The 19738-nt window shown below is 72.0% G+C and carries 20 protein-coding genes; 11 read left to right on the top strand and 9 right to left on the bottom strand.

Going from position 1 to position 19738, the window contains the following annotated elements:
* Positions 1 to 134 precede the first annotated feature (134 nt).
* Positions 135 to 1016 carry an aminoglycoside phosphotransferase family protein gene (locus OG780_RS38670; protein ID WP_328456187.1) on the top strand — a complete coding sequence of 294 codons (882 nt, stop codon included), beginning with the start codon at positions 135 to 137 and terminating at the stop codon, positions 1014 to 1016.
* 14 nt (positions 1017 to 1030) lie between these two features.
* Here OG780_RS38670 and OG780_RS38665 read toward each other — a convergent pair whose 3' ends face one another.
* Positions 1031 to 1870, bottom strand: coding sequence for a helix-turn-helix transcriptional regulator (locus tag OG780_RS38665; protein ID WP_328456185.1), 840 nt, complete (start codon positions 1868 to 1870; stop codon positions 1031 to 1033).
* 102 nt (positions 1871 to 1972) lie between these two features.
* On the opposite strand from OG780_RS38665, the gene OG780_RS38660 reads away from it, so the two are divergent.
* On the top strand, positions 1973 to 2680 hold the full coding sequence (locus tag OG780_RS38660) for an SDR family NAD(P)-dependent oxidoreductase (RefSeq protein ID WP_328456183.1): 708 nt from the start codon (positions 1973 to 1975) through the stop codon (positions 2678 to 2680).
* Between the two features lie 82 nt (positions 2681 to 2762).
* The gene (locus OG780_RS38655; protein WP_328456181.1) at positions 2763 to 3389 is read left to right on the top strand and encodes an alpha-ketoglutarate-dependent dioxygenase AlkB; all 627 of its coding nucleotides are present in this window, start codon (positions 2763 to 2765) and stop codon (positions 3387 to 3389) included.
* Positions 3390 to 3422: 33 nt separating this feature from the next.
* Here the strand turns inward: OG780_RS38655 and OG780_RS38650 are convergent, their stop codons facing one another.
* The 3 genes from OG780_RS38650 to OG780_RS38640 all read right to left on the bottom strand — a co-directional run bounded on the left by OG780_RS38650 (position 3423) and on the right by OG780_RS38640 (position 7044).
* Positions 3423 to 3935: a TetR/AcrR family transcriptional regulator gene (locus OG780_RS38650; RefSeq protein ID WP_328458684.1), complete on the bottom strand. Its 513-nt coding sequence runs from the start codon at positions 3933 to 3935 to the stop codon at positions 3423 to 3425.
* Between the two features lie 206 nt (positions 3936 to 4141).
* Positions 4142 to 5587, bottom strand: coding sequence for an MFS transporter (locus OG780_RS38645; RefSeq protein ID WP_328456180.1), 1446 nt, complete (start codon positions 5585 to 5587; stop codon positions 4142 to 4144).
* A gap of 254 nt (positions 5588 to 5841) precedes the next feature.
* Positions 5842 to 7044, bottom strand: coding sequence for an FAD-dependent monooxygenase (locus OG780_RS38640; RefSeq protein WP_328456179.1), 1203 nt, complete (start codon positions 7042 to 7044; stop codon positions 5842 to 5844).
* A 336-nt stretch (positions 7045 to 7380) separates the two neighbouring features.
* Here OG780_RS38640 and melC1 point away from each other — a divergent pair, with 336 nt between their 5' ends.
* Positions 7381 to 7785, top strand: a complete 405-nt coding sequence (melC1, locus tag OG780_RS38635; protein WP_328456178.1) for an apotyrosinase chaperone MelC1 — start codon at positions 7381 to 7383, stop codon at positions 7783 to 7785.
* 33 nt (positions 7786 to 7818) lie between these two features.
* Entirely contained in the window at positions 7819 to 8643 is an 825-nt protein-coding gene (gene melC2, locus OG780_RS38630) for a tyrosinase MelC2 (RefSeq protein ID WP_328456177.1), read from the top strand.
* Positions 8644 to 8698: 55 nt separating this feature from the next.
* On the opposite strand, the gene OG780_RS38625 is transcribed toward melC2, so the two are convergent.
* Together OG780_RS38625 and OG780_RS38620 are read right to left on the bottom strand one after the other, a co-directional pair.
* Positions 8699 to 9406 carry a ribonuclease H family protein gene (locus OG780_RS38625; RefSeq protein WP_328456176.1) on the bottom strand — a complete coding sequence of 236 codons (708 nt, stop codon included), beginning with the start codon at positions 9404 to 9406 and terminating at the stop codon, positions 8699 to 8701.
* Positions 9407 to 9496: 90 nt separating this feature from the next.
* Positions 9497 to 10294: a VOC family protein gene (locus tag OG780_RS38620; RefSeq protein ID WP_328456174.1), complete on the bottom strand. Its 798-nt coding sequence runs from the start codon at positions 10292 to 10294 to the stop codon at positions 9497 to 9499.
* Between the two features lie 140 nt (positions 10295 to 10434).
* Here OG780_RS38620 and OG780_RS38615 point away from each other — a divergent pair, with 140 nt between their 5' ends.
* Together OG780_RS38615 and OG780_RS38610 are read left to right on the top strand one after the other, a co-directional pair.
* Positions 10435 to 11451: a zinc-binding alcohol dehydrogenase family protein gene (locus tag OG780_RS38615; RefSeq protein WP_328458682.1), complete on the top strand. Its 1017-nt coding sequence runs from the start codon at positions 10435 to 10437 to the stop codon at positions 11449 to 11451.
* 61 nt (positions 11452 to 11512) lie between these two features.
* Complete coding sequence (locus OG780_RS38610; RefSeq protein WP_328456172.1) at positions 11513 to 12736, top strand: PP2C family protein-serine/threonine phosphatase; 1224 nt, start codon at positions 11513 to 11515, stop codon at positions 12734 to 12736.
* A gap of 157 nt (positions 12737 to 12893) precedes the next feature.
* Here the strand turns inward: OG780_RS38610 and OG780_RS38605 are convergent, their stop codons facing one another.
* Entirely contained in the window at positions 12894 to 13376 is a 483-nt protein-coding gene (locus tag OG780_RS38605) for a VOC family protein (protein WP_328456170.1), read from the bottom strand.
* Between the two features lie 316 nt (positions 13377 to 13692).
* On the opposite strand from OG780_RS38605, the gene OG780_RS38600 reads away from it, so the two are divergent.
* The 3 genes from OG780_RS38600 (at position 13693) to OG780_RS38590 (ending at position 16348) form a co-directional block, all read left to right on the top strand.
* Entirely contained in the window at positions 13693 to 14889 is a 1197-nt protein-coding gene (locus OG780_RS38600) for an epoxide hydrolase family protein (RefSeq protein ID WP_328456167.1), read from the top strand.
* A 201-nt stretch (positions 14890 to 15090) separates the two neighbouring features.
* Positions 15091 to 15744, top strand: a complete 654-nt coding sequence (locus OG780_RS38595; RefSeq protein WP_328456165.1) for an ATP-dependent Clp protease proteolytic subunit — start codon at positions 15091 to 15093, stop codon at positions 15742 to 15744.
* A 1-nt stretch (position 15745) separates the two neighbouring features.
* On the top strand, positions 15746 to 16348 hold the full coding sequence (locus tag OG780_RS38590; protein WP_328456163.1) for a ClpP family protease: 603 nt from the start codon (positions 15746 to 15748) through the stop codon (positions 16346 to 16348).
* A 25-nt stretch (positions 16349 to 16373) separates the two neighbouring features.
* Here the strand turns inward: OG780_RS38590 and OG780_RS38585 are convergent, their stop codons facing one another.
* Together OG780_RS38585 and OG780_RS38580 are read right to left on the bottom strand one after the other, a co-directional pair.
* Positions 16374 to 16850 carry a helix-turn-helix domain-containing protein gene (locus OG780_RS38585; protein WP_328456161.1) on the bottom strand — a complete coding sequence of 159 codons (477 nt, stop codon included), beginning with the start codon at positions 16848 to 16850 and terminating at the stop codon, positions 16374 to 16376.
* Positions 16851 to 16934: 84 nt separating this feature from the next.
* Positions 16935 to 18254, bottom strand: a complete 1320-nt coding sequence (locus OG780_RS38580) for a DUF6777 domain-containing protein (RefSeq protein WP_328456159.1) — start codon at positions 18252 to 18254, stop codon at positions 16935 to 16937.
* A 162-nt stretch (positions 18255 to 18416) separates the two neighbouring features.
* On the opposite strand from OG780_RS38580, the gene OG780_RS38575 reads away from it, so the two are divergent.
* On the top strand, positions 18417 to 19718 hold the full coding sequence (locus OG780_RS38575; RefSeq protein WP_328456157.1) for a streptophobe family protein: 1302 nt from the start codon (positions 18417 to 18419) through the stop codon (positions 19716 to 19718).
* Positions 19719 to 19738 lie beyond the last annotated feature (20 nt).

Here is a 19738-nt window from a genome sequence, read left to right as displayed (position 1 = left end):
GATCAAGACGGCGATCGCGTCCGGGAGGTTGCCTGGCCGCCCCGAACACGTTGCACGGCGGCCCGAACCGGCCACAGGATGGCGGCAGCAGAGCCTCCCCCGCGGAAAGCAGGCCACCGTTGCCCCAAGCACCTATGCACACAGGTGAGGCGCGGATCGACGGTTCGCTCGTACGGCGCCTGCTGGCCGGGCAGTTCCCCCAGTGGGTCCGACTCCCCCTGAAACGTGTGCAGTCGGCCGGTACCGTCAACGCCCTCTACCGTCTCGGCGACGACATGGCCGTGCGCCTCCCGCGGGTCGCGGACGGCGCCGACGACGCGCTCAAGGAACACACGTGGCTGCCGCGGCTCGCCCCGATGCTCCCGTTCCCAGTCCCCGAGATCCTCGGCCTCGGCACCCCCGCCGCGGACTACCCGTGGCACTGGTCCGTGCTGCGCTGGCTCGACGGCGACCTCCCTGCGCCCGATGCCCTGACCGACCCACGGGAACTCGCCGTCGATCTGGGGGTGTTCGTCACCGCCCTGCGCGGGATCGATCTGCCCGGCGGGCCGGACGCCTACCGCGGCACACCACTGGCCGCGGTGGACGCCGAGACGCGCTCGGCGCTCGACGACCTCCGCGGCGTCATCGACACCGGGGCCGCGACGGCGGCGTGGGAGGAAGCCCTGGCGGCACCGGCGTGGGCGGGACCGCCGCGATGGCTCCACTCGGACCTGATGCCGATGAACCTCCTGGTCCGCGGAGGCCGGCTCGCGGCCGTCCTCGACTTCGGCACCCTCGGCACCGGCGATCCGGCCTGCGACTTCATCCCTGCCTGGAACCTCCTGCCCGCGGCCGCGAGGCCCGCCTTCCGGGACGCGGCCGGCGCCGACGACGCCGGATGGGCACGGGGACGCGGCTGGGCCCTGTCCATGGCCCTCGCCCAACTCCCGTACTACCGCGTCACGAACCCGGTCATCGCGGGCAACGCCGAGCACGTGATCCGCGAAGTGCTGGCCGAACAGCGGGTGTCGTAGCCGCCGTCACGCGGTCACTCGACGAGGGCCTGCGTTCCGAGAACGCCGAGGAGGGCGACGCGCTCGGCGTCCTCCGTACCGGGCTCGGCCGTGTAGACCATGATCCGCAGGTCGCTGCCCGCGACGCTGAGCACATCGCAGTCCAGCGTCACGGCTCCGACCTGGGGATGGTCGATGGTCTTGCGGGAGGCCTCGTGACGGGCGACGGCTCCGGACTCCCACAGCTCCGCGAACCGCACGCTGTTCGCGCACAGCTCGTCGATCAGCTGCCCGAGACGCCGGTCCGTCGGGTACCGGCTCGCGGTCGCGCGCAGGTCGGCGGCGAGCGTCGCTTCGAAGGCGCGCCGCTCCCGGGGGGTGTGCCGCACCCGGCCGCCGGGGCCGACGAAGGCGCGCCACACACCGTTGCGTTCGTTGCCGCTCCACCCGGACGGATCACCCAGCAGCGCCGCGTACAGCGGATTGGCCAGCAACAGGGTCCAGGCCGCGTCGTACACCGCCACGGGCGTCCCGCTCAGCCGGTCGAGCAGCCGGTGGACGCCGGGGGTGATGTGGGCCGGCACCATGCCCCGGCCCGGCGGCACCAGCCCGGCCACCTGGAAAAGGTGCTCTCTTTCGGCTCCGGACAACCGCAGCGCCCGGCCCAGGGCCTCGACGACCTGCTCCGAGGGATGGGCCGCCCGCCCCTGTTCGAGGCGGGTGACGTAGTCGACCGAGATGCCGGCGAGCAGGGCCAGTTCCTCGCGGCGCAGTCCGGCCGCGCGCCGGGTCCCGCCGCCGGGCAGCCCGACGGCCTCCGGCGTGACCCGGTCACGCCAGCGTCGCACCGTCCGCCCGAACTCCGTGTTCGCCATGCCACCCACTGTGCACCCGCCCGGGCCGGCGCGCCTGGTACCGGCGGTCCCAGGAAGACCGGACTCCTGGCTGCGGGCGGCGGACCGCCGGACTCTGGACGCATGACCACAACACTAATCACCGGAGCGAACAAGGGCCTCGGCTTCGAGACGGCCCGCCGGCTCGTCGCGGCGGGCCACACCGTCTACGTGGGCAGCCGGGACCTGGAGCGCGGACGGCGCGCGGCCGCGGAACTCGGGGCGCGCCCGGTCGTCGTCGACGTCACCGACGACGCGTCCGTCGCCGCCGCGGCCAGGACCATCGAGGCGGAGGGCGGCCTGGACGTCCTGGTCAACAACGCCGGCATAGAAGGGCGCGGCGAAGGCAACAGCGTGATCGGGGCGGCGGAGGTGACCGCCGGGATGATGCGCGAACTGTTCGAGACGAACGTGTTCGGCGTCGTCCGGATCCTCCACGCCTTCCTGCCCCTGCTCCAGCGGTCGGCCGCCCCGGTCGTGGTGAACCTCAGCAGCGGCCTGGCCTCGCTGGACCGGATCACCGACCCCGCCGGCCCGGCCCACGCCTACCCCGGTGTCGCCTATCCGGCGTCCAAGACCGCCGTCAACACGATCACCGTGCAGTACGCGAAGGCGTTCCCCGGGATCCGTGTCAACGCCGTGGAGCCGGGTTTCACCGCCACCGACCTGAACGGCAACACCGGGATCCAGACCGTGGAGGAGGGCGCCGAGATCATCGTGCGCATGGCGCTGATCGGCCCGGACGGACCGACCGGCGGCTTCTTCGACGCGGCGGGCCCCGTCCCCTGGTGACCACGTCACCCGGCCACCCAGCCACTCGGCCACTCGGTCACTTATTGGAACGCATATTCGATTACGAGAGTACGCTGGCCTCATGGCCACGCACCTCCAGGGCTCGCTCTTCGACCAGACCGACGAACTCCGTCTCGGCGCCCTGAACGGGCTGCGGCGCACGACACTGGGCGACGGCGCCTGGATCGACCTGCTGCCCGGCTGGCTGAGCGGAGCCGACGAGCTCTTCACCCGCCTCGCCGCCGAGGTCCCGTGGCGGGCCGAACGGCGCCAGATGTACGAGCAGGTGGTGGACGTACCCCGGCTGCTCGCCTACTTCCGGGCGGAGGATCCGCTGCCGCACCCGGTCCTGGACGAGGCCCGGGACGCGCTGTCGGCGCACTACGCCGAGGAGTTGGGCGAGGCGTTCACCACGGCCGGGCTCTGCTACTACCGGGACGGGCGCGACAGCGTGGCCTGGCACGGGGACAGGACCGGCCGGGGCGCCCGCGAGGACACGATGGTCGCCATCGTGTCGGTGGGCGCCCCGCGTGATCTCCTGCTGCGGCCGCGCGGCGGTGGGGACACAGTCCGGCGCCCGCTGGGCCACGGCGACCTCATCGTCATGGGCGGCTCCTGCCAGCGCACCTGGGAACACGCGATCCCCAAGACGGCGCGGGCCGCGGGACCCCGGATCAGCGTCCAGTTCCGCCCGGACGGCGTGAACTGACCGGCGCGGACGCTCCCGCCGGGCCCGGCCGGCTCACGGCGCGAGCTGCGCCTGCACGGCGGGCGCGTACCGGTCGACGATGTCGTCGACGGGGGTGGCGCGCAGGTGCGAGCCCCGCGCGATCCCGTACATCACGCCGAGGCCGAGCAGTGTGCTCACGGCGAGTTCGGCGCGCAGGCCCGCGTCCTGCCCGCTCAGCCGGCCGGCGAGACGGTCGCTGACCTGGGCGCGGAAGTTGGCCCGCAGTATCTCGCCCTGCTCCCCCTGGAGCGGGGCGAAGACGATCCGCAGGACGGGGTCGGCACCGCGCTGGGTCTGGCCTTCGAGGAGATGGCGGACCATGTGCCGCCCGAGCTCTTCCAGCGGCGCGTCCAGCAGGGCCTCGGCATCGGACTCGAAGGACATGACACGGGCGAACAGCGCGTCCTTGTTGCCGAAGTACTTGAGGATCAGCGGTGCGCTCACTCCGGCCCGGTCGGCGACCGCCTTGAGCGTGATGTCCGTGTGCGCGTGCCGGGCCAGCAGATACCGGGCCGCGCGCAGGATCGCCGCCTTGCTCGCCTCGGCGTCACGGCGGGGGGCGGGAGCCGCTTCCGGCTCCTGGTCCGGGGCGGGCGCGGCTTCCGGTTCGCGGGGCGGGGCGGGCGCGGCTTCGGGATCGTGGTGCGGTGGAGCGGCGGCGGCCGGCTGCTCACCGGGCCCTGGCGCGGCCGGGGACGCCGTGAGACCGGAGTGCGGGGTGGTCACGGTGCTCAAGCTCCTTCGAGGGCCTCGTCGCGGGGTGCGCCGATGGGGCGGCCGGTTCGCGGGGTCTCGCGGGAGGCGGGGTCGGCGGGTATCGACAGTGCGGCGGCGCAGGCCACCAGTGCGACGGTACCCGCCATGGCGAAGGCCAGCAGATAGCCGTGCAGGGTCGGAACGGGGGCACCCGCGACAAGGCTCGTGTGGTGCACGAGCACGGCGGCCACGGCGGCACTGCACACGGCCTGCCCGATGGTGCGCATCAGGACGTTGACGCCGTTGGCGGACGCGGTCTGCCCGGCGGGCACGGCACGCAGGATCAGCGTGGGCAGGGCGGAGTAGGCGAACGTCGTGCCGATCGAGCAGACCGTGGCGCCCAGGATGATCGCCCACAGGTCACGGCTGTCGGCGATCCGCAGGACGTAGCCGGAGGCGATGATCGCCGTACCGAGGGCCAGGGTGATCCGGGGACCGCGGGCCGCCGATATGCGCGCCGAGACGGGCGACAGCAGCAGCATCGTCACCCCGCCGGGCAGCAGGCACAGGCCGGTCGCCACGATGGACAGGCCGAGCCCGTAGCCGGTGGCCTTCGGCGCCTGGACCAGCTGCGCCGTGACCAGCGAGTTGCCGTAGAAGGAGAAGCCGGTCAGCAGCGCGGCGATGTGCGGCAGGGCGACGCGCGGACGGGCGGCCAGCTTCAGGTCGACGAGGGGGCGTTCGGTGCGCAGCTGCTGTCGCCACCACAGCGTCAGAACGGCCGCGCAGGCGGCGAACAGCGCGAGGATCCTGGGGCTGGTCCAGCCCCAGGTGCCGCCCTGGGACACGGCGAGCAGCAGACACACCAGTCCCGCGGCAAGACCCAGGGCGCCCAGTGTGTCGAAGCGGCCAGGCTCCCGTACGGGCGACTCGCGCACCGCCCACCAGGCCAGTGCCGTCCCGAAGACACCGAGCGCGGTCGTCGCCCAGAACATGACGTGCCAGTTGGCGTACTGCACCAGGAGGGCGGCGAGCGGGAGGCCGAGGGCGGCGCCGATGCCCACGGTCGAGCTCATCAGGGCGACGGCGGAACCCGTGCGCTCCGGCGGCAGTTCGTCGCGCAGGATGCTGATCGACAGCGGGACCACGGCGGCGGCGGCACCCTGAAGCGCCCGCGCCACGATCAGGACGCCGATGTGGGAGGTGAGCGCGCACATCAGCGAGCCGACCGTCATCATCCCGAGGGCCATGAGCAGCACGCGCCGCTTCCCGTACATGTCTCCCGCGCGGCCCAGGACGGGGGTGAGCACAGCTCCGGCGAGGAGGGTCGCCGTCACCATCCAGGAGACCGCGCCCGCCGAGGCGCCGGTCAGGCGGGGCAGGTCGGGCAGCAACGGGACGACCACCGTCTGCATGACGGCCATGAGAATCCCGCCGAACGCCAGGACAGGGATCGCGAGCCGCTCGCGCAGGGCCGCCATCGGCACTCCAGAAGTAGACGTGGGAAAGAGGTGAATGACAATTCACCTTAGCGGTGAATTGTCATTCACCCCAAGCGGTGTCCGCTTCTCCCGGAGTGCGTGAGGGCGCCTCGGCGGCGCCGGGGTGTTTCCGGGGCGCGCCGGGGATTCATGAGTGGCGTGGGGCGGGCCTGTCCGCGTCGAGCACGGGCACTGGCACGGGCACGTACGGATATCGCCCGGCACGAGCCGGTACGGCTGTCGCCCCGGCACGGCTATCGCCCGGCGCGGGCCTGTACTCCGCGGGCGACCTTGGGGCCGAGCCAGCGCTTGAAGCGGCGCAGCGCCTCCAGCCGGCCGGCCGCGCGGTCGATGCGGTAGTACAGCTGCGGCGGGACGTACGGCAGCAGAGGCGAGTGACGCTGCCCGAGCAGGGCGAACATCTGCGCCGGCGGAAGACCGATGTAGCGCGGCAGGCTCTCGTACCACTGGGCGCTGTGGCGGGCCGCGCTCTGCACCGACAGCAGCTCGGACCTGCGCTTCTGCCCGTACCGGGTGAGAGCGGTCCCGAGGTCCGGGTGCTCCCGCAGCGCTCCGGCCAGGGCGATGGCGTCCTCCAGGGCGAGCGTGGTGCCGGCGCCGATCGAGTAGTGCGTGGTGTGGGCGGCGTCGCCGAGCAGGACGAGGTTGCCGCGGTGCCACGTCCGGTTGGTCAGCGTGCGGAAGGTGAGCCACTGGGCGGCGCCGTCGGGCTGCGCCCGGCCGATCAGCCCGTGCCCGTTCAGGAGGCGGGCGAAGAGCTTCTCCAACAGCGCGAGCCCGTCGGCCTCGCCCGCGCTGTCGAGCCCGAGGCCGGTCCAGGTCTCCGGGGAGCACTCGATGACCAGGGTGCTCCGGTCGTCGCCGAACCGGTACGCGTAGCACCAGATCCAGCCGTGGTCCGTCTCCACGAAGGAGAAGGTGAACGCGTCGAAGACCTTCGTCGTGCCGAGCCAGATGTAGTGGTTGCGCCCGTGGCTGATCTCGCTGCCGAAGTGGTCGGCGTAACGCTCGCGCAGGGCGCTGTTGACGCCGTCCCCGGCGACGACGAGGTCGGCGTCGGGGAGCCGGTCGGCCGCGATCTCGCTCTCGTACTCGACACGGACCCCCAGGGAGCGGGCCCGCTCCGCGAGCAGGTCGAGCATCCGGCGGCGTCCGATGCCGAATCCCTCGTCCCCCGGGGCCACTGTCGTGCGGGTGCCGACATGGGCGACGCCGTCGCTCCAGCTCACCGAGTTCTCGCTGACGGCGAGCGCGGACGCCGGGTCGCCCTCGCGCAGTCTGTCGAGCAGGCCCGCCCAGTAGGTCACGCCCCAGCCGTAGGTCGATCCGGCCGGGTTCCTCTCGTGGACGGTGATGTCATGCGACGGGTCCTGGAGCTTCATCAGGATCGAGAAGTACAGGCTTGCGGGTCCGCCACCGACGCACGCGATCTTCACGCGCACTCCCCTATGTTGCACAATGCGGTCGATTGACCACGAAGAGTAGCAGGAGCGCCATGCCCGCGGTTCGCGCCAGATCGCGGGCGTGAGCCGCGCCACGAGCCGGCCGCCGCGACCGCAAGATCATCGCCACGACGCCTTCCGGCCGAAGGATTTCCGCCTGTCGGCGGGCCGCGGACACCCGGACAGCAAGATCATTTTTGTTCAACCCTGCATGACATATACGCGATTGTCCGGATCACAGCCAACCGACATTCGGCGATTTCTCCCGTTGTTTGACGAACCGATAGGCATATCGGGTCATCAACACAGCTGATCACAGGAGGTCTCCGCATGCCGGAGCTCACTCGTCGCCGCGCCCTCGGGGCCGCCGCCGCACTCGCCGTGGGCGCGGGTGCCCAGACCCTGGCCGCACCCGCCGCGTCCGCGAACCCGAACGGACCGGCCGCATCGCGGCGGTCCATGGCCGGGCACCACCACGGCGGCCCGGAAGCCTTCGACGAGGTCTTCCAGGGGCGCCGCATCGAAGGCCGCCCGGTCACCGGGGGCGGCCACCACCACGGCGCCGGATACGCCGTGTTCGTCGACGGCGCGGAGCTGCACGTGATGAGCAACGCCGACGGCAGCTGGATCAGCGTCGTCAGCCACTACTCCCCCGTGCCCACCCCGCGCGACGCGGCCCGCGCCGCCGTCGTGGAGCTGCAGGGGGCGCCGCTCGTGCCCTTCGCCGCCAACTGAACCACCCCGCAAGCAGATCGTGGAGTCCCGCACATGACCGTACGCAAGAACCAGGCGAGCCTGACCGCCGACGAGAAGCGGCGATTCGTCGACGCGCTGCTGCAGCTCAAGCGCAGCGGAAAGTACGACGCCTTCGTCACCACGCACAACGCGTTCATCCTCGGCGACACCGACAACGGCGAGCGGACGGGCCACCGTTCACCCTCGTTCCTGCCGTGGCACCGCAGATTCCTTCTCGAGTTCGAGCGGGCCCTGCAGGCCGTCGACCCCTCGGTGGCGCTGCCCTATTGGGACTGGAGCACCGACCGCACCGCTCGGGCGTCCCTGTGGGCGCCGGACTTCCTCGGCGGAACCGGGCGCAGTCTGGACGGCCGGGTGATGGACGGTCCGTTCGCCGCCTCTTCGGGCAACTGGCCCATCAACGTCCGCGTCGACAGCCGCACTTATCTGCGCAGGTCGCTGGGCAACGGGGTGCGGGAACTGCCGACCCGCGCCGAGGTGGAGTCCGTGCTCGCCATGGCGACGTACGACATGGCGCCCTGGAACAGCGCTTCGGACGGCTTCCGCAATCACCTCGAAGGCTGGCGGGGCGTCAACCTCCACAACCGGGTGCACGTGTGGGTGGGCGGCCAGATGGGCACGGGCGTCTCACCCAACGATCCGGTGTTCTGGCTCCACCACGCCTTCATAGACAGGCTGTGGGCCCAGTGGCAGCACCGTCACCCGGGCTCCGGCTACGTCCCGCTCAAGGACACCCCGAACGTCGTCGACCTCGGCGAGACGATGAAGCCGTGGAACGACACCCGGCCGGCCGACCTGCTCGACCACTCCGCGTTCTACACGTTCGACACCGTCTGATCCCGGCCGCGGCGCGGGCGCGAGCAAGCGCCCGCGTCACGGGGAACGCCGGGGCTCAGGCTCCGCCCTGCACCTCGGTGCGGCACTCCGGGTGACCCCAGCCCTGGGCGTTCTTGGCGATGGGCTCGCCCGCGGCGTAGGAACGACCGCACACGCAACGGCCGTTGAACTTGGCCTTGATGGTGCGGCTCGACGCGCCCGGCCGGGACGTCTTGGCCGCGGGGCGGCGGCGGGCGGCACCCGAGGCGACCGGGGTGTCGGGGGAGGCGGGCGGCTCCGGGGATCCGAGGTCGCTGCCCGCGGGCTGCTGTACCACCGCGGCCTGGCTGGCGGCACGGTCGGCGAAGTCGTTCAGCGGGTCGCCGTCGACCTGGTGGGCGGGGACGTAGCGGAACTCCACCGTACGTCCGGTGAGGAGTTCGTCGATCCGGGCGACCAGTTCCTGGTTGGCGACGGGCTTGCCCGCGGCCGTCTTCCAGCCCTTGCGCTTCCAGCCCGGCAGCCAGGTAGTGACGGCCTTCATCGCGTACTGGGAGTCCATCCGGATCTCCAGCGGCACATCGACTGCCACGGACGTCAACAGGCGTTCCAGCGCGGTCAGTTCGGCGACGTTGTTCGTCGCCGTGCCCAGCGGTCCCGCCTCCCAGCGGGCCGGGGTCTCGTCCCCGTCGGCGACGACCCAGGCCCATCCGGCGGGTCCCGGGTTTCCCTTCGAAGCCCCGTCACAGGCGGCAACAACGCGTTCAGGCATGACCCCGATCATGCCACGCCCGGCCGCGGGCCCCGCGCACGGAGTGGCGGGGAGCGGTACCACCCCGCCGGTGACCGGCGGGGTGGCGGCCACGGACGAGCGTCAGGACACGTCCGTCATCCCGGGCATCTCGCCCTGGGTCGCCTTCATGTCGATGACGGAGAACGACGCGCCCTGCGGGTCGCTCAGCGCGGCGAACCGGCCGAAGGGGCTGTCCATCGGCCCGAAGCGCAGGACCGCACCGCGCGCGGTCGCCTTGGACACCGCCTCGTCGCAGTTCTCGACGGCGAAGTAGACGTTGACGTACGACGGGACCTCGGGCGGGAAGTCGTCCGTCATCTTCATCCGGCCGAGCACCGGGTTCCCGCCGATGTTGAAGACGCGGAAGTCGACTGCGTCGTCCTGCACCTGCTGGGCGGTGAAGGGGAAGACTGCCGGGAAGAACGCGTCGGACTTCTCCGGCTCACGGGTGAAGACCTCGGCCCAGGCGTACGAGCCGGGCTCGCCGATCGACTCGAAGCCCTCGTGGACGCCCGCCTGCCAGACGCCGAAGACGGCCCCGCCGGGGTCCCGGGCCAGCGCCATCGTGCCGAAGTCACCGACCTGCATCGGCTCCATCAGCACCTCGCCGCCCTGGCTCCTGATCTTCTCGGCGGTCGCTGCGGCGTCGGGTGAGGCGAAGTACAGACACCAGGCGGACTGGCCCTCCTGCCCCGGCATCGGCGGTACGACGGCGGCCACCGCCTTGCCGCCGGAATAAGCCTGTGTGTAGTTCCCGTACTCCGAGGACGACTCGCCGAACGTCCAGCCGAGCACGTCCCCGTAGAAGCTCTTGGCCCCTTCGACATCGCTGAACATCGCGTCCGCCCAGCAGGGCGTTCCTTCAGGCTGTACGGCCATGACCCGACCTTCTCCTGTTCGGTGAACGATTGCGCTGTTCACGCTAGCCAGCCTTCACCCGGGCCGCGCGCCGAACCGGGGGCCCTGCAGGACACTGGAGGCGGACCGGTCCGGCCATCGACGGGACGGGGCACGGGATGATGCGGGCATGGGAAGTGGTCCGGCCGGGGCCGGTCGAGGGGGAAGCACTGCGCCTCGCCGAGCGACCGGTGCCGGAGCCCGGCCCCGACGAGCTCCTGGTCCACGTCCGCGCCTGCGGGGTGTGCCGCACCGACCTGCACATCGCCGAGGGCGACCTGCCCGTACACCGCCCCGGCGTGACACCGGGCCACGAGGCCGTCGGTGTGGTGGGGGCGACCGGCGGCGCGGTGAGCGGCTTCGCCCCGGGTGACCGGGTGGGGGTCGCCTGGCTGCGCCGTACGGACGGCACCTGCGGGTACTGCATGCGCGGGTCCGAGAACCTCTGCCCGGCGTCCGAGTACACCGGCTGGGACGCCGACGGCGGTTACGCGGAGTACACGACCGTACCGGCCGCCTTCGCCTACCCGCTGCCCGACGGCGTGGACGACGTCGCCCTGGCCCCTCTGCTGTGCGCGGGCATCATCGGCTACCGGGCCCTGCGCCGGGCCGCGCTGCCGCCGGGCGGGCGGCTCGGCCTGTACGGCTTCGGCGGCAGCGCCCACCTCTGCGCGCAGCTCGCGCTCGCCGAGGGCGCCACCGTGCACGTACTGACCCGCGATCCGGCCGCACGACGGCTGGCGCTCGGCCTGGGGGCCGCGTCCGCCGGCGGGGCGTACGACGAGCCGCCCGAACCGCTGGACAGCGCGATCCTCTTCGCGCCGGCCGGTGATCTGGTGCCGGTCGCCCTGCGGGCACTCGACCGGGGCGGTGTCCTGTCCGTCGCCGGCATCCATCTGAGCGACATCCCGCCGCTGCGCTACGAGAGCGACCTGTTCCAGGAGAAGGAACTGCGCAGCGTCACCGCCAACACGCGTGAGGACGGCAGGGACTTCCTGGCGCTCGCAGCCCGCCACGGCATCCGCGCCACGACGCACGCCTATCCCCTGGAGGACGCGCCGCGGGCGCTGCGCGACCTCAAGGCGGGCCGATTCGACGGCGCGGCGGTACTGGTGAACGACCGACCGCCGCGGCACTGAGCGTGCGGGCGGGCCACCCCCGTGCGTGGATGGACCCAGGGGGTGCTGCGGTGGAGGTGTGATGGCTGGCCGGGGCAAGGACGGGACGGCGGGTGCGGGGGTGCCGTCCGACGCCTCGGAGGACGCCGTCGAGTCGATCGGCACGACGCTCGACGAACGCACGACCTGCGAGGAACTCGTCGCGTTCGTGTGCCGGCACTTCTGCGAGACCGCCGCGGTGGACCTGCTGTCCAAGGACGTGACGGCCGGCCGCCGTACTTCGGGCCCGGAGTTCACCCGCGTCGCCGAGGCCGGCCGCACCCGGCTGCTCATCCCGTTGGAGGGCCGGCGCCCGCTGTCGGTCCGGGCACTCGACGAGGGCCGTCCGATCGCCGCCTCGATCGACCTGTCCGGCCGGACACCCCGGCAGGTCATGGCCGTACCGCTCCTCGCGCACGGTCGCCTGTACGGGGTGCTGCTCGCCGTCCGGCCGGGCGCGCCGTTCACCGGCGCCGACGTGGCGGGCGCCCACCACGCGGCGCGGCTCACGGCCGTGCACCTCGGCCACTCGCGCGAGCACGCATCCCTCCGCGGCACGGTCCTGGACCTCCAGCGGGCACTGCTCGCCGCACCGGGCCGGCCGCATCCGAACATCGACCTCGCCACCCGCTATCTGCCCGCGGGCGGCGGTTCCCTGGTGGGCGGGGACTGGTTCGAGACCGTACGGCTGCACTTCGGGCGCACTCTGCTGGTCGTCGGCGACGTGATGGGCCACGGCCTGGACGCCGCGGTGGACATGAACGCGTACCGTTCGATGCTGCGCTACGTCGCCTCCACGGATCTTCCGCCCCACCGGGTGCTGCGCCGTCTGGACACCGCGGTCGCCGAGGACGCCGGCCGGCGCCCGGCCACCTGTCTGCTCGTGCGGGTCGATCCGGCGCGCGGTATCGCGGTGATCGCGGGTGCCGGGCATCTGCCTCCGGTGGTGTTCGCCGGTGACGGCTCGGGCGAACTGCTGCCGCTGCCGGTGGGTCCGCCGCTGGGCACGGGGGTGGGCGGCTACCAGCAGGTGGTCCGCAGGCTCTCCCCGGACGACACCCTGGTGATGTTCACCGACGGTCTCGTCGAGCGCCGCGACGAGGACATCGACGAGTCGCTGGCACGGCTGGCCGCCCTGCGGCTTCCACCGGGTGCCGGGGTCGACGCCCTGCTCGACGAGGTGCTGGTCGCGCTCGACGCCCGGCACGCGGAGGACGACGTGGCGGTGCTGGCGGCCCGGATCCGCCCGCGCGACCACCCTGCCTGAGGCGCCCCGGCACCCGTCGTCCGCCGCCCGTCGCCCGTCGTTGTCCCCCGTCACACGTCTTGCGCCCCTTGCGTCACTCGCACACCTTGCGCCCGGCGTCCCCGTCCCTCCGGCCGGGACAGGGAGCCTGTCCCGGCCGGAGGGCGGCGGCCGTCGGTCATTCCCCCGCGTGCACCCTTTCCAGGGCCGCCATGTCCAGCTTGGTCATCTTGTACATCGCCTGGGCGGTACGGGCGGCCTTCTCCGTGTCCGCGTCACCGAGCAACTCGATGAGCCCGTCCGGGACGATCTGCCAGGACAGTCCGTACTTGTCCTTCAGCCAGCCGCAGGGACCCGCCTCGCCCCCGTCCTCGATGAACTTGTCCCAGTAGTGGTCCACCTCTTCCTGGCCGTAGCAGTGGACCTGGAACGAGATCGCCTCGTCGAACGTGAACTGCGGGCCTCCGTTGACCGCGACGAACTTCTGACCGTTGGCCACGAACTCGACGGCCAGCACGGAGCCGGGCGTCCCGGGCCCGGCCTCGGTGTAGCGGCCGACCCTGCCGAGCCGGGAGTGCTTGAACATCGAGACGTAGTAGTGCGCGGCCTCCTCGGCCTGGCCGTCGAACCACAGACAGGTGGTGAAACCGTCGGCGGGCATGTGTACCTCCTCGGGCGGAAATCGTCGTCACCTCTGTCGACCGATCCTCGTCCGAAAACTCATCGGCCGCGCGCGCACGACCTCACCCGCGACGACCGGGCAGCCCGGTGCGCGCCCCTTCACCCGCCTCGACCATTCTCGGCCGCCCGGGACCGGCCCGACCTGGTCACCCGGAGTGGTCGCACCCGCTCGACCATGACCGTCGGGGGTCGACGCGGCCCCCGGGACCGCTGTCCGGTGACACCTGGCTGCCGGCCCCCGGTCCCGCGGAAAACCCGTGCCGGGCGAGCCGGGCGCGGAGTTAGCATCCCCGGACATGAATCCCACCGACTCCCCCGGCGTCCATCCGTTCCGCGTCGACTTCCCGCAGAGCGACATCGACGACCTGCACCGCCGTCTCGACGCCACCCGCTGGCCCGACGAACTGCCCGGAGCGGGCTGGGCCTACGGAGTCCCGAAGGACTACCTCCAGGATCTCGTCCACCACTGGCGGCACGCCTACGACTGGCGCGCGGCCGAGGAACGCCTCAACTCGTGGCCGCAGTTCACCACCGACATCGACGGCGCGCGCGTGCACTTCGCGCACATCCGCTCGCCGGAACCCGACGCGACCCCGCTGATCATGACCCACGGCTGGCCCGGGTCCATCGTCGAATTCACCGATGTCGTGGGGCCGTTGACCGATCCGCGCGCGCACGGCGGCGATCCGGCCGACGCCTTCCACCTGGTCGTGCCGAGCATCCCGGGCTTCGGGCTCTCGGGGCCGACACGGGACACCGGCTGGGAGTTCACCCGGGTGGCCGCAGCGTTCGCCGTACTGATGGAGCGCCTCGGCTACCGGCGATACGGCGCACAGGGCGGGGACTGGGGCGGCGCCGTCTCGCGCGAGCTGGGGCGGGCGCACCCCGACCGGGTGACCGGCGTCCACCTCAACCTGCTGCCCGGGTCGTCCGCCGTCACCGAGCCGACCGCCGAGGAACTGGCCGCGCTGAGCCCGTACGAGCGCGAGCGCACCCTCGGCTCCTGGCGGCGGGGCCAGGAATGGAACCGCGAGGAGGCGGGATACGCCGCGCTCCAGTCCACCCGGCCGCAGACCCTCGCGTACGCCCTCACGGACTCTCCGGTCGGTCAACTCGCCTGGATCGCAGAGAAGTTCAGGCAGTGGACGGACTCGCGGGACCGTCCCGAGGACGCCGTCGACCGGGATCTGATGCTGACCAACGTGATGCTGTACTGGCTGACCGGAACGGCCGGTTCGTCCGCGCGGATCTACTACGAGCGGGCCCACGCCGCCTACTGGGGCACACCGCCCGAGCCGTCGACGGCTCCGACGGCCCTTGCCGTCTTCCCCGAGGAGAACTTCGTCGCGCTGCGCCATGTCGCGGAACGCACCGACACCATCGTGCGCTGGACCGAGTTCGACCGGGGCGGTCACTTCGCCGCGATGGAGGAGCCGGATCTGCTGGTCGCGGACATCCGGGCGTTCTTCCGCCAACTCCGCGCGACCGCCTGAGGAACGGTGCCGGTCCTCCGCCGGCCCCGCCCTGCGACGGCGACGGTGACGGCAGTCGCGAGGACCTTGCGGGAACACCCCGGAGACTTCGGCTCTGCCGACAGCGAATCTGCCACGGGCCGAGAAATCCGCTCCGGCACCGGCACCGGACCGAGAGTGGAGTCAGCGGCGACGCCCGCCGCGTCACGACCAGGAGGATCCATGACTCCCCTCATCACCGGCCGGTATCCGGACCGCATGCCGCGGGCCGAGGAGGGCGACACCCCGGCGACCCGCTACGACGACCATCTGGCCGCGCAGTTGCTGGCCCAGCGGATCGTCTTCCTGGGCACCCAGGTCGACGAGGTCTCCGCGAACCGGGTGTGCGCCCAACTGCTCCTGCTGTCCGCCGAGGACGCGCACACCGACATCAGCCTCTACATCAACAGTCCGGGTGGTTCGGTGACCGCCGGGCTCGCCATCTACGACACCATGCGGCTGATCCCCAACGACGTCTCCACGCTCGCGATGGGATTCGCCGCCAGCATGGGACAGTTCCTGCTCAGCGTGGGCACCCGCGGCAAGCGCTTCGCCCTGCCGAACGCGCGGATCATGATGCACCAGCCGTCCGCGGGCATCGGCGGCACCACCGCCGACATCGAGATCCAGGCGCAGAACCACGAGTTCACCAAGCGGGCCATCGAACGGATCACCGCGGAACACACCGGCCAGAGCGAGGAGACGATCTCCAGGGACGGTGACCGCGACCGCTGGTTCACGGCGGAGCAGGCCAGGGAGTACGGCATGGTGGACCGGGTCGTGGAGTCGCTCGACGATGTGCGCCCGGCCGCGTCACGACGACGGATGGGACTCTGACATGGGTACGTACACGATCCCGAACGTCGTCGAGCGGACCCCTCAGGGCGAGCGGTCGTACGACGTCTTCAGCCGGCTGCTCTCCGAGCGGATCATCTTCCTCGGCACGGAGATCGACGACGGTGTCGCCAACGTCGTCATCGCGCAACTCCTCCATCTGGAGTCGTCGAGCCCGGAGAGCGAGATCGCGATCTACATCAACTCGCCCGGGGGATCGTTCACTTCGCTGATGGCCATCTACGACACGATGACCTTCGTACAGGCGCCCATCTCGACGTTCTGCGTCGGGCAGGCCGCCTCCACCGCCGCGGTGCTGCTCGCCGGGGGTGATCCCGGGCGGCGGTTCGTCCTGGAACACGCCCGCGTGCTGCTCGGCCAGCCGGCCAGCGGCGGCCGTCAGGGCACGGTGTCGGACCTCAGCCTCCAGGCCAAGGAGATGCTGCGGATCCGCTCGCAGGTCGAGGAGGTCCTGTCCCGGCACACCCACCACGACGTCGCCACGCTGCGCGCGGACATGGACCGCGACAAGATCTTCACAGCGCAGGAAGCCGTGGAGTACGGGCTCGCGGACGAGATCCTGAGCCGCCGGCTCGCCGTGGTCTGACCTCGGCGAGCCACGCGGAACAGCGTCAGGCGGCGAGACACATTCCGTCGTACCGCGAGGCCGAGGACGGGGTGGACGCGGAGCGGCTCCGGACGGACTCGACCCGGGTGTGCCGGGTCAGCTCACGCTGGGCCAGCGACAGCAGTTCGGTCAGACCCAGACCGAGGGCGCGCGCGGCCGCGGCGAGGACCTCGGAGGAGGCCTCCTTGCGGCCGCGTTCCACCTCGGAGAGGTAGGGCATGGAGATCCGGGCCGCGTCGGCCACGTCCTTGAGCGTGCGTTCCTGGGCCAGTCGCTCGCGCCTCAGGACGTCGCCGACCAGGTCGCGCCACAGCGGCTCCTTGGCTGTGGGAGCGGGAGCCGCGGGTCCCCGGAGCGGCGCGAGCCCCGGTGGCCGCGGTGCTCGGCCCGGGGCACCGGCCGGCGGCGCTGCCCGGGCAGGCTCTCCCGCCGCCGGGCGCAGGGGAATGACGCGGGCTTCGTTCGTCACGTGGTCGCTCACCCCTTCAGCCTAGAAGCGCGGGGCCGTACGGGAAGGGACCGGCGTTCCGCTCTCGGTGAAGCCGGGGTGCGTCGCCCAGGACCCTCAGCCGCCGTCGCCCGCGGCGGGAGAGGAACCGGGCGACTCCGGCGACTGTTCGCCGGACGACGAGCCGGACGCCGGGGCCGACTCCGTCACGGGCGGCGGGGGCTCGCTGGAAGGACTCTCCGGTTCCACCGAGGACGGCGCGGAGGAGGACGGTTCGGAGGAGGACGACGACGGGGACGAACTCTCGGACGACGGCGAGTTCGAGGTCGAGGTCGAGGTCGAGGTCGACGGGGACTCGGAGCCCGAGTCGCTGACCGACGGCGAGGGCTTCACCGGGGGGTGCGTCTTCTTGTCCTTGTCCACGTCGTCACCCCGGTGCCGCTCGATCCACTCGTTGCTCTCGGGGTCGTAGAGCACGAACACATTGATGACCGTGGTCGACGGCGCGACGGCCACGGAGTTCTGCGGACGGTACGACGGCCACGGGTCGCCCGTCGTCTTGACGTTGCCCTTCTGCGGTACCGGTTCGAGCAGCGGGTTGCCGCAGGCACAGCGCACCCGGGGCACACCGCGGGAGTCCACGAGAACGGCGGTGCCTGCCTGGAGGACCGCCTGGTAGCTGGTGGGGGCGCCATTGCGGTAGCCATGGTTGGTGACACGGGTGTCCAGGCGCAGTTGTACGGGGGTCAGGGAGCGCAGATACACGGGGACCGCGTTCGGCTGGATGCCCTCGACCGAGGCGAAGGCCTTGTTCTTCGCGGGGTCCGCCTTCAGAGCGCTGACCTGCTTCTCGACGTCGCAGCTCGACACGTTGCGGGTACCGCCGTAGAGACCGGGCGCGTTGCCACTGTAGGTGCCGGCCTTGTCGGCGGGCGCCGACGAGGCCGATGCCGCGGGCGTCTCCGACTCGATGGAACTGTCGTTGGCGGTCGACTCGGTGAACGGGTCGGGCCCCGACTTGTCCGCGGACTGCGCGAAGACCTCGCTGCCGGCGTTCTTGGCCCCGCCGCCGTTGTTGGTGAAGACCAGTCCCAGGATCACCGCCGCCGCCACGACACCGGTGATCAGCGCGACCCGCGGCGCCGACCGCCACCAGGGCCGTTCGGGTCCCCCACCCGGCTGCCCAGGGCCGGTGGCTCCACCGCCGGGCCCCTCGGGACCCGAGCCACCGCCACCCGTACCACCGCCACCCGTACCGCCCCCTCCCGTACCACCGCTTCCCGGTCCACCGGCTCCGTCGCCCGCGCCGGAGGCGCCGCTGGGCGGTCCCGCGGGCGGAACGTTGACGGGCTGGGTGGGGCTCGGCTGCGACGGGCCCGACAGCGGGCCCGAAGGCGGTCCTGTGGGACGGCCGGAGGACGGCGGTTCGACGCTCACAAGCTCTTCTCCCGATGGAGGGATGCGGTGGCACCGAGGTGCTTTTGTACTGCTTTCCTACATAACGCAACCATTGTGTGCCCCGGTCCGCCGGTGCCCGCAAGCCGACGCGGTCGGCTCTCCCGAGGGGCGGACGGTGTCGGTGCTGCTTAGCGTGGCAGCGTGAGTCCCCAGACACCGTCCGCCCAGCCGGCCCACAGCAGCGGTGCAGGTCCGGCCGCCCGTCACGGCTGGCTCCAGGCCCTCGCGGCCGTACTGGCCGGTCTGGTCCTGATGGCTGTGGTCGCCGCTCTCGGCCTGTGGGCCTCCGGGGCCACCGACCTCCCCGACAACGCCTATCCGCGGGTGGTCGCGGCCACCCTGGTCACGGCGGTCGGCGGGACCATCGAGTTCACCGGCGACGCGGGAGCCATCGCCGAGACGAAGGCGGGCCTCACGGTGATTCCGCTGTCGGTGACCCTGACCGGGGCGCTGGTGCTCGGGGCGGGATTCCTGCGGCCGCTGCGGCACCGCGCCGTCGCCGGGGCGACGGAGCTGGCCGGCTGGGCCGGACGGCTCGCCGTGCTGTGGCTGCTCGTCCTGATCGGGCTGGCGCTCGCGGCCCGCCAGAACTTCACCATCGACCTCGGGGACGGCACCATCGGCGCCATCGGCGACCTGTTCGGCGCAACGCCCGAGGTGGGTTTCAAGGCCGCCATGGCACCGACGCTGGTTTTCGGGGTGCTGTGGCTCGCCGGCGTCTTCGTGATCGCGCTGCTGGTCTCGCGCGGTGCGCCGCTCCCGGCCCGGCTGCTGCGCTTCCAGGAATCGGTACGGCCGGCCGCGTACGCCATGGTGATCCTGCTGCTCGCCTGCGTGGGCCTCGGCGTGGTCATCGGACTGGTCGTGGCGGCGACCCGCGGGCATCCGGCCGAGACCTTCGCCGTGATGCTCCTCGGCCTTCCCAATGTCGTCTGGCTCGCGTTCACCATCGGGCTGGGCGCCACCTGGAACGGACGGGTGGACGGGCCTTTCGGACTGCCGATGCCGCACGTTCTCGACGAGGTGCTGCGCACGCCGGACGTGTCCGCGCTCAACCTCGGCTCCCTCGCCGACTACGACGGCAGGGTCTGGTGGCTGGTGGTCGTCGACGCCGTACTGCTGCTCGGGGCGGCGTTCCTGATGGCGGCCCGCTCACCGGCCCGGACGCGGGCCTGGCAGCACGCCGTCCGCATGGCGGCCTCGCTGGCGCTGACGGTGCTCATGATCTGCCTGCTGGGCCGGATCTCGGCGCACTACGGCCTGTCGATCCTCGGCCTCGGTGACATCGGCGGAGGCCTGAAGGGGGAGCTCTTCCTGAAGCCCCAGGTGTGGGGCGCCCTCGGCCTCGCCGTGCTGTGGGGGCTGGTCACCGGTTTCCTGGGCGCCCTTCTGGCCAAGGGCGTCCGACGCAAGGGCGAGGTCGGGTCCACCGGCCACCGTTGACCGATACCGACGAACGACGG

The organism is Streptomyces sp. NBC_00386 (assembly GCF_036063235.1).
GTDB lineage: Bacteria > Actinomycetota > Actinomycetes > Streptomycetales > Streptomycetaceae > Streptomyces.
This window is presented reverse-complemented; position numbering and strand designations above follow the sequence as displayed.

Excerpts from the sequence above, each read along its gene's own strand:
- OG780_RS38670 (WP_328456187.1), top strand. The coding sequence starts at position 135 with ATGCACACAGGTGAGGCGCGGATCGACGGTTCGCTCGTACGGCGCCTG.
- OG780_RS38665 (WP_328456185.1), bottom strand. The coding sequence starts at position 1,870 with ATGGCGAACACGGAGTTCGGGCGGACGGTGCGACGCTGGCGTGACCGG.
- OG780_RS38660 (WP_328456183.1), top strand. The coding sequence starts at position 1,973 with ATGACCACAACACTAATCACCGGAGCGAACAAGGGCCTCGGCTTCGAG.
- OG780_RS38655 (WP_328456181.1), top strand. The coding sequence starts at position 2,763 with ATGGCCACGCACCTCCAGGGCTCGCTCTTCGACCAGACCGACGAACTC.
- OG780_RS38645 (WP_328456180.1), bottom strand. The coding sequence starts at position 5,587 with ATGGCGGCCCTGCGCGAGCGGCTCGCGATCCCTGTCCTGGCGTTCGGC.
- melC1 (WP_328456178.1), top strand. The coding sequence starts at position 7,381 with ATGCCGGAGCTCACTCGTCGCCGCGCCCTCGGGGCCGCCGCCGCACTC.
- melC2 (WP_328456177.1), top strand. The coding sequence starts at position 7,819 with ATGACCGTACGCAAGAACCAGGCGAGCCTGACCGCCGACGAGAAGCGG.
- OG780_RS38625 (WP_328456176.1), bottom strand. The coding sequence starts at position 9,406 with ATGATCGGGGTCATGCCTGAACGCGTTGTTGCCGCCTGTGACGGGGCT.
- OG780_RS38620 (WP_328456174.1), bottom strand. The coding sequence starts at position 10,294 with ATGGCCGTACAGCCTGAAGGAACGCCCTGCTGGGCGGACGCGATGTTC.
- OG780_RS38615 (WP_328458682.1), top strand. The coding sequence starts at position 10,435 with ATGCGGGCATGGGAAGTGGTCCGGCCGGGGCCGGTCGAGGGGGAAGCA.
- OG780_RS38610 (WP_328456172.1), top strand. The coding sequence starts at position 11,513 with ATGGCTGGCCGGGGCAAGGACGGGACGGCGGGTGCGGGGGTGCCGTCC.
- OG780_RS38605 (WP_328456170.1), bottom strand. The coding sequence starts at position 13,376 with ATGCCCGCCGACGGTTTCACCACCTGTCTGTGGTTCGACGGCCAGGCC.
- OG780_RS38600 (WP_328456167.1), top strand. The coding sequence starts at position 13,693 with ATGAATCCCACCGACTCCCCCGGCGTCCATCCGTTCCGCGTCGACTTC.
- OG780_RS38595 (WP_328456165.1), top strand. The coding sequence starts at position 15,091 with ATGACTCCCCTCATCACCGGCCGGTATCCGGACCGCATGCCGCGGGCC.
- OG780_RS38590 (WP_328456163.1), top strand. The coding sequence starts at position 15,746 with ATGGGTACGTACACGATCCCGAACGTCGTCGAGCGGACCCCTCAGGGC.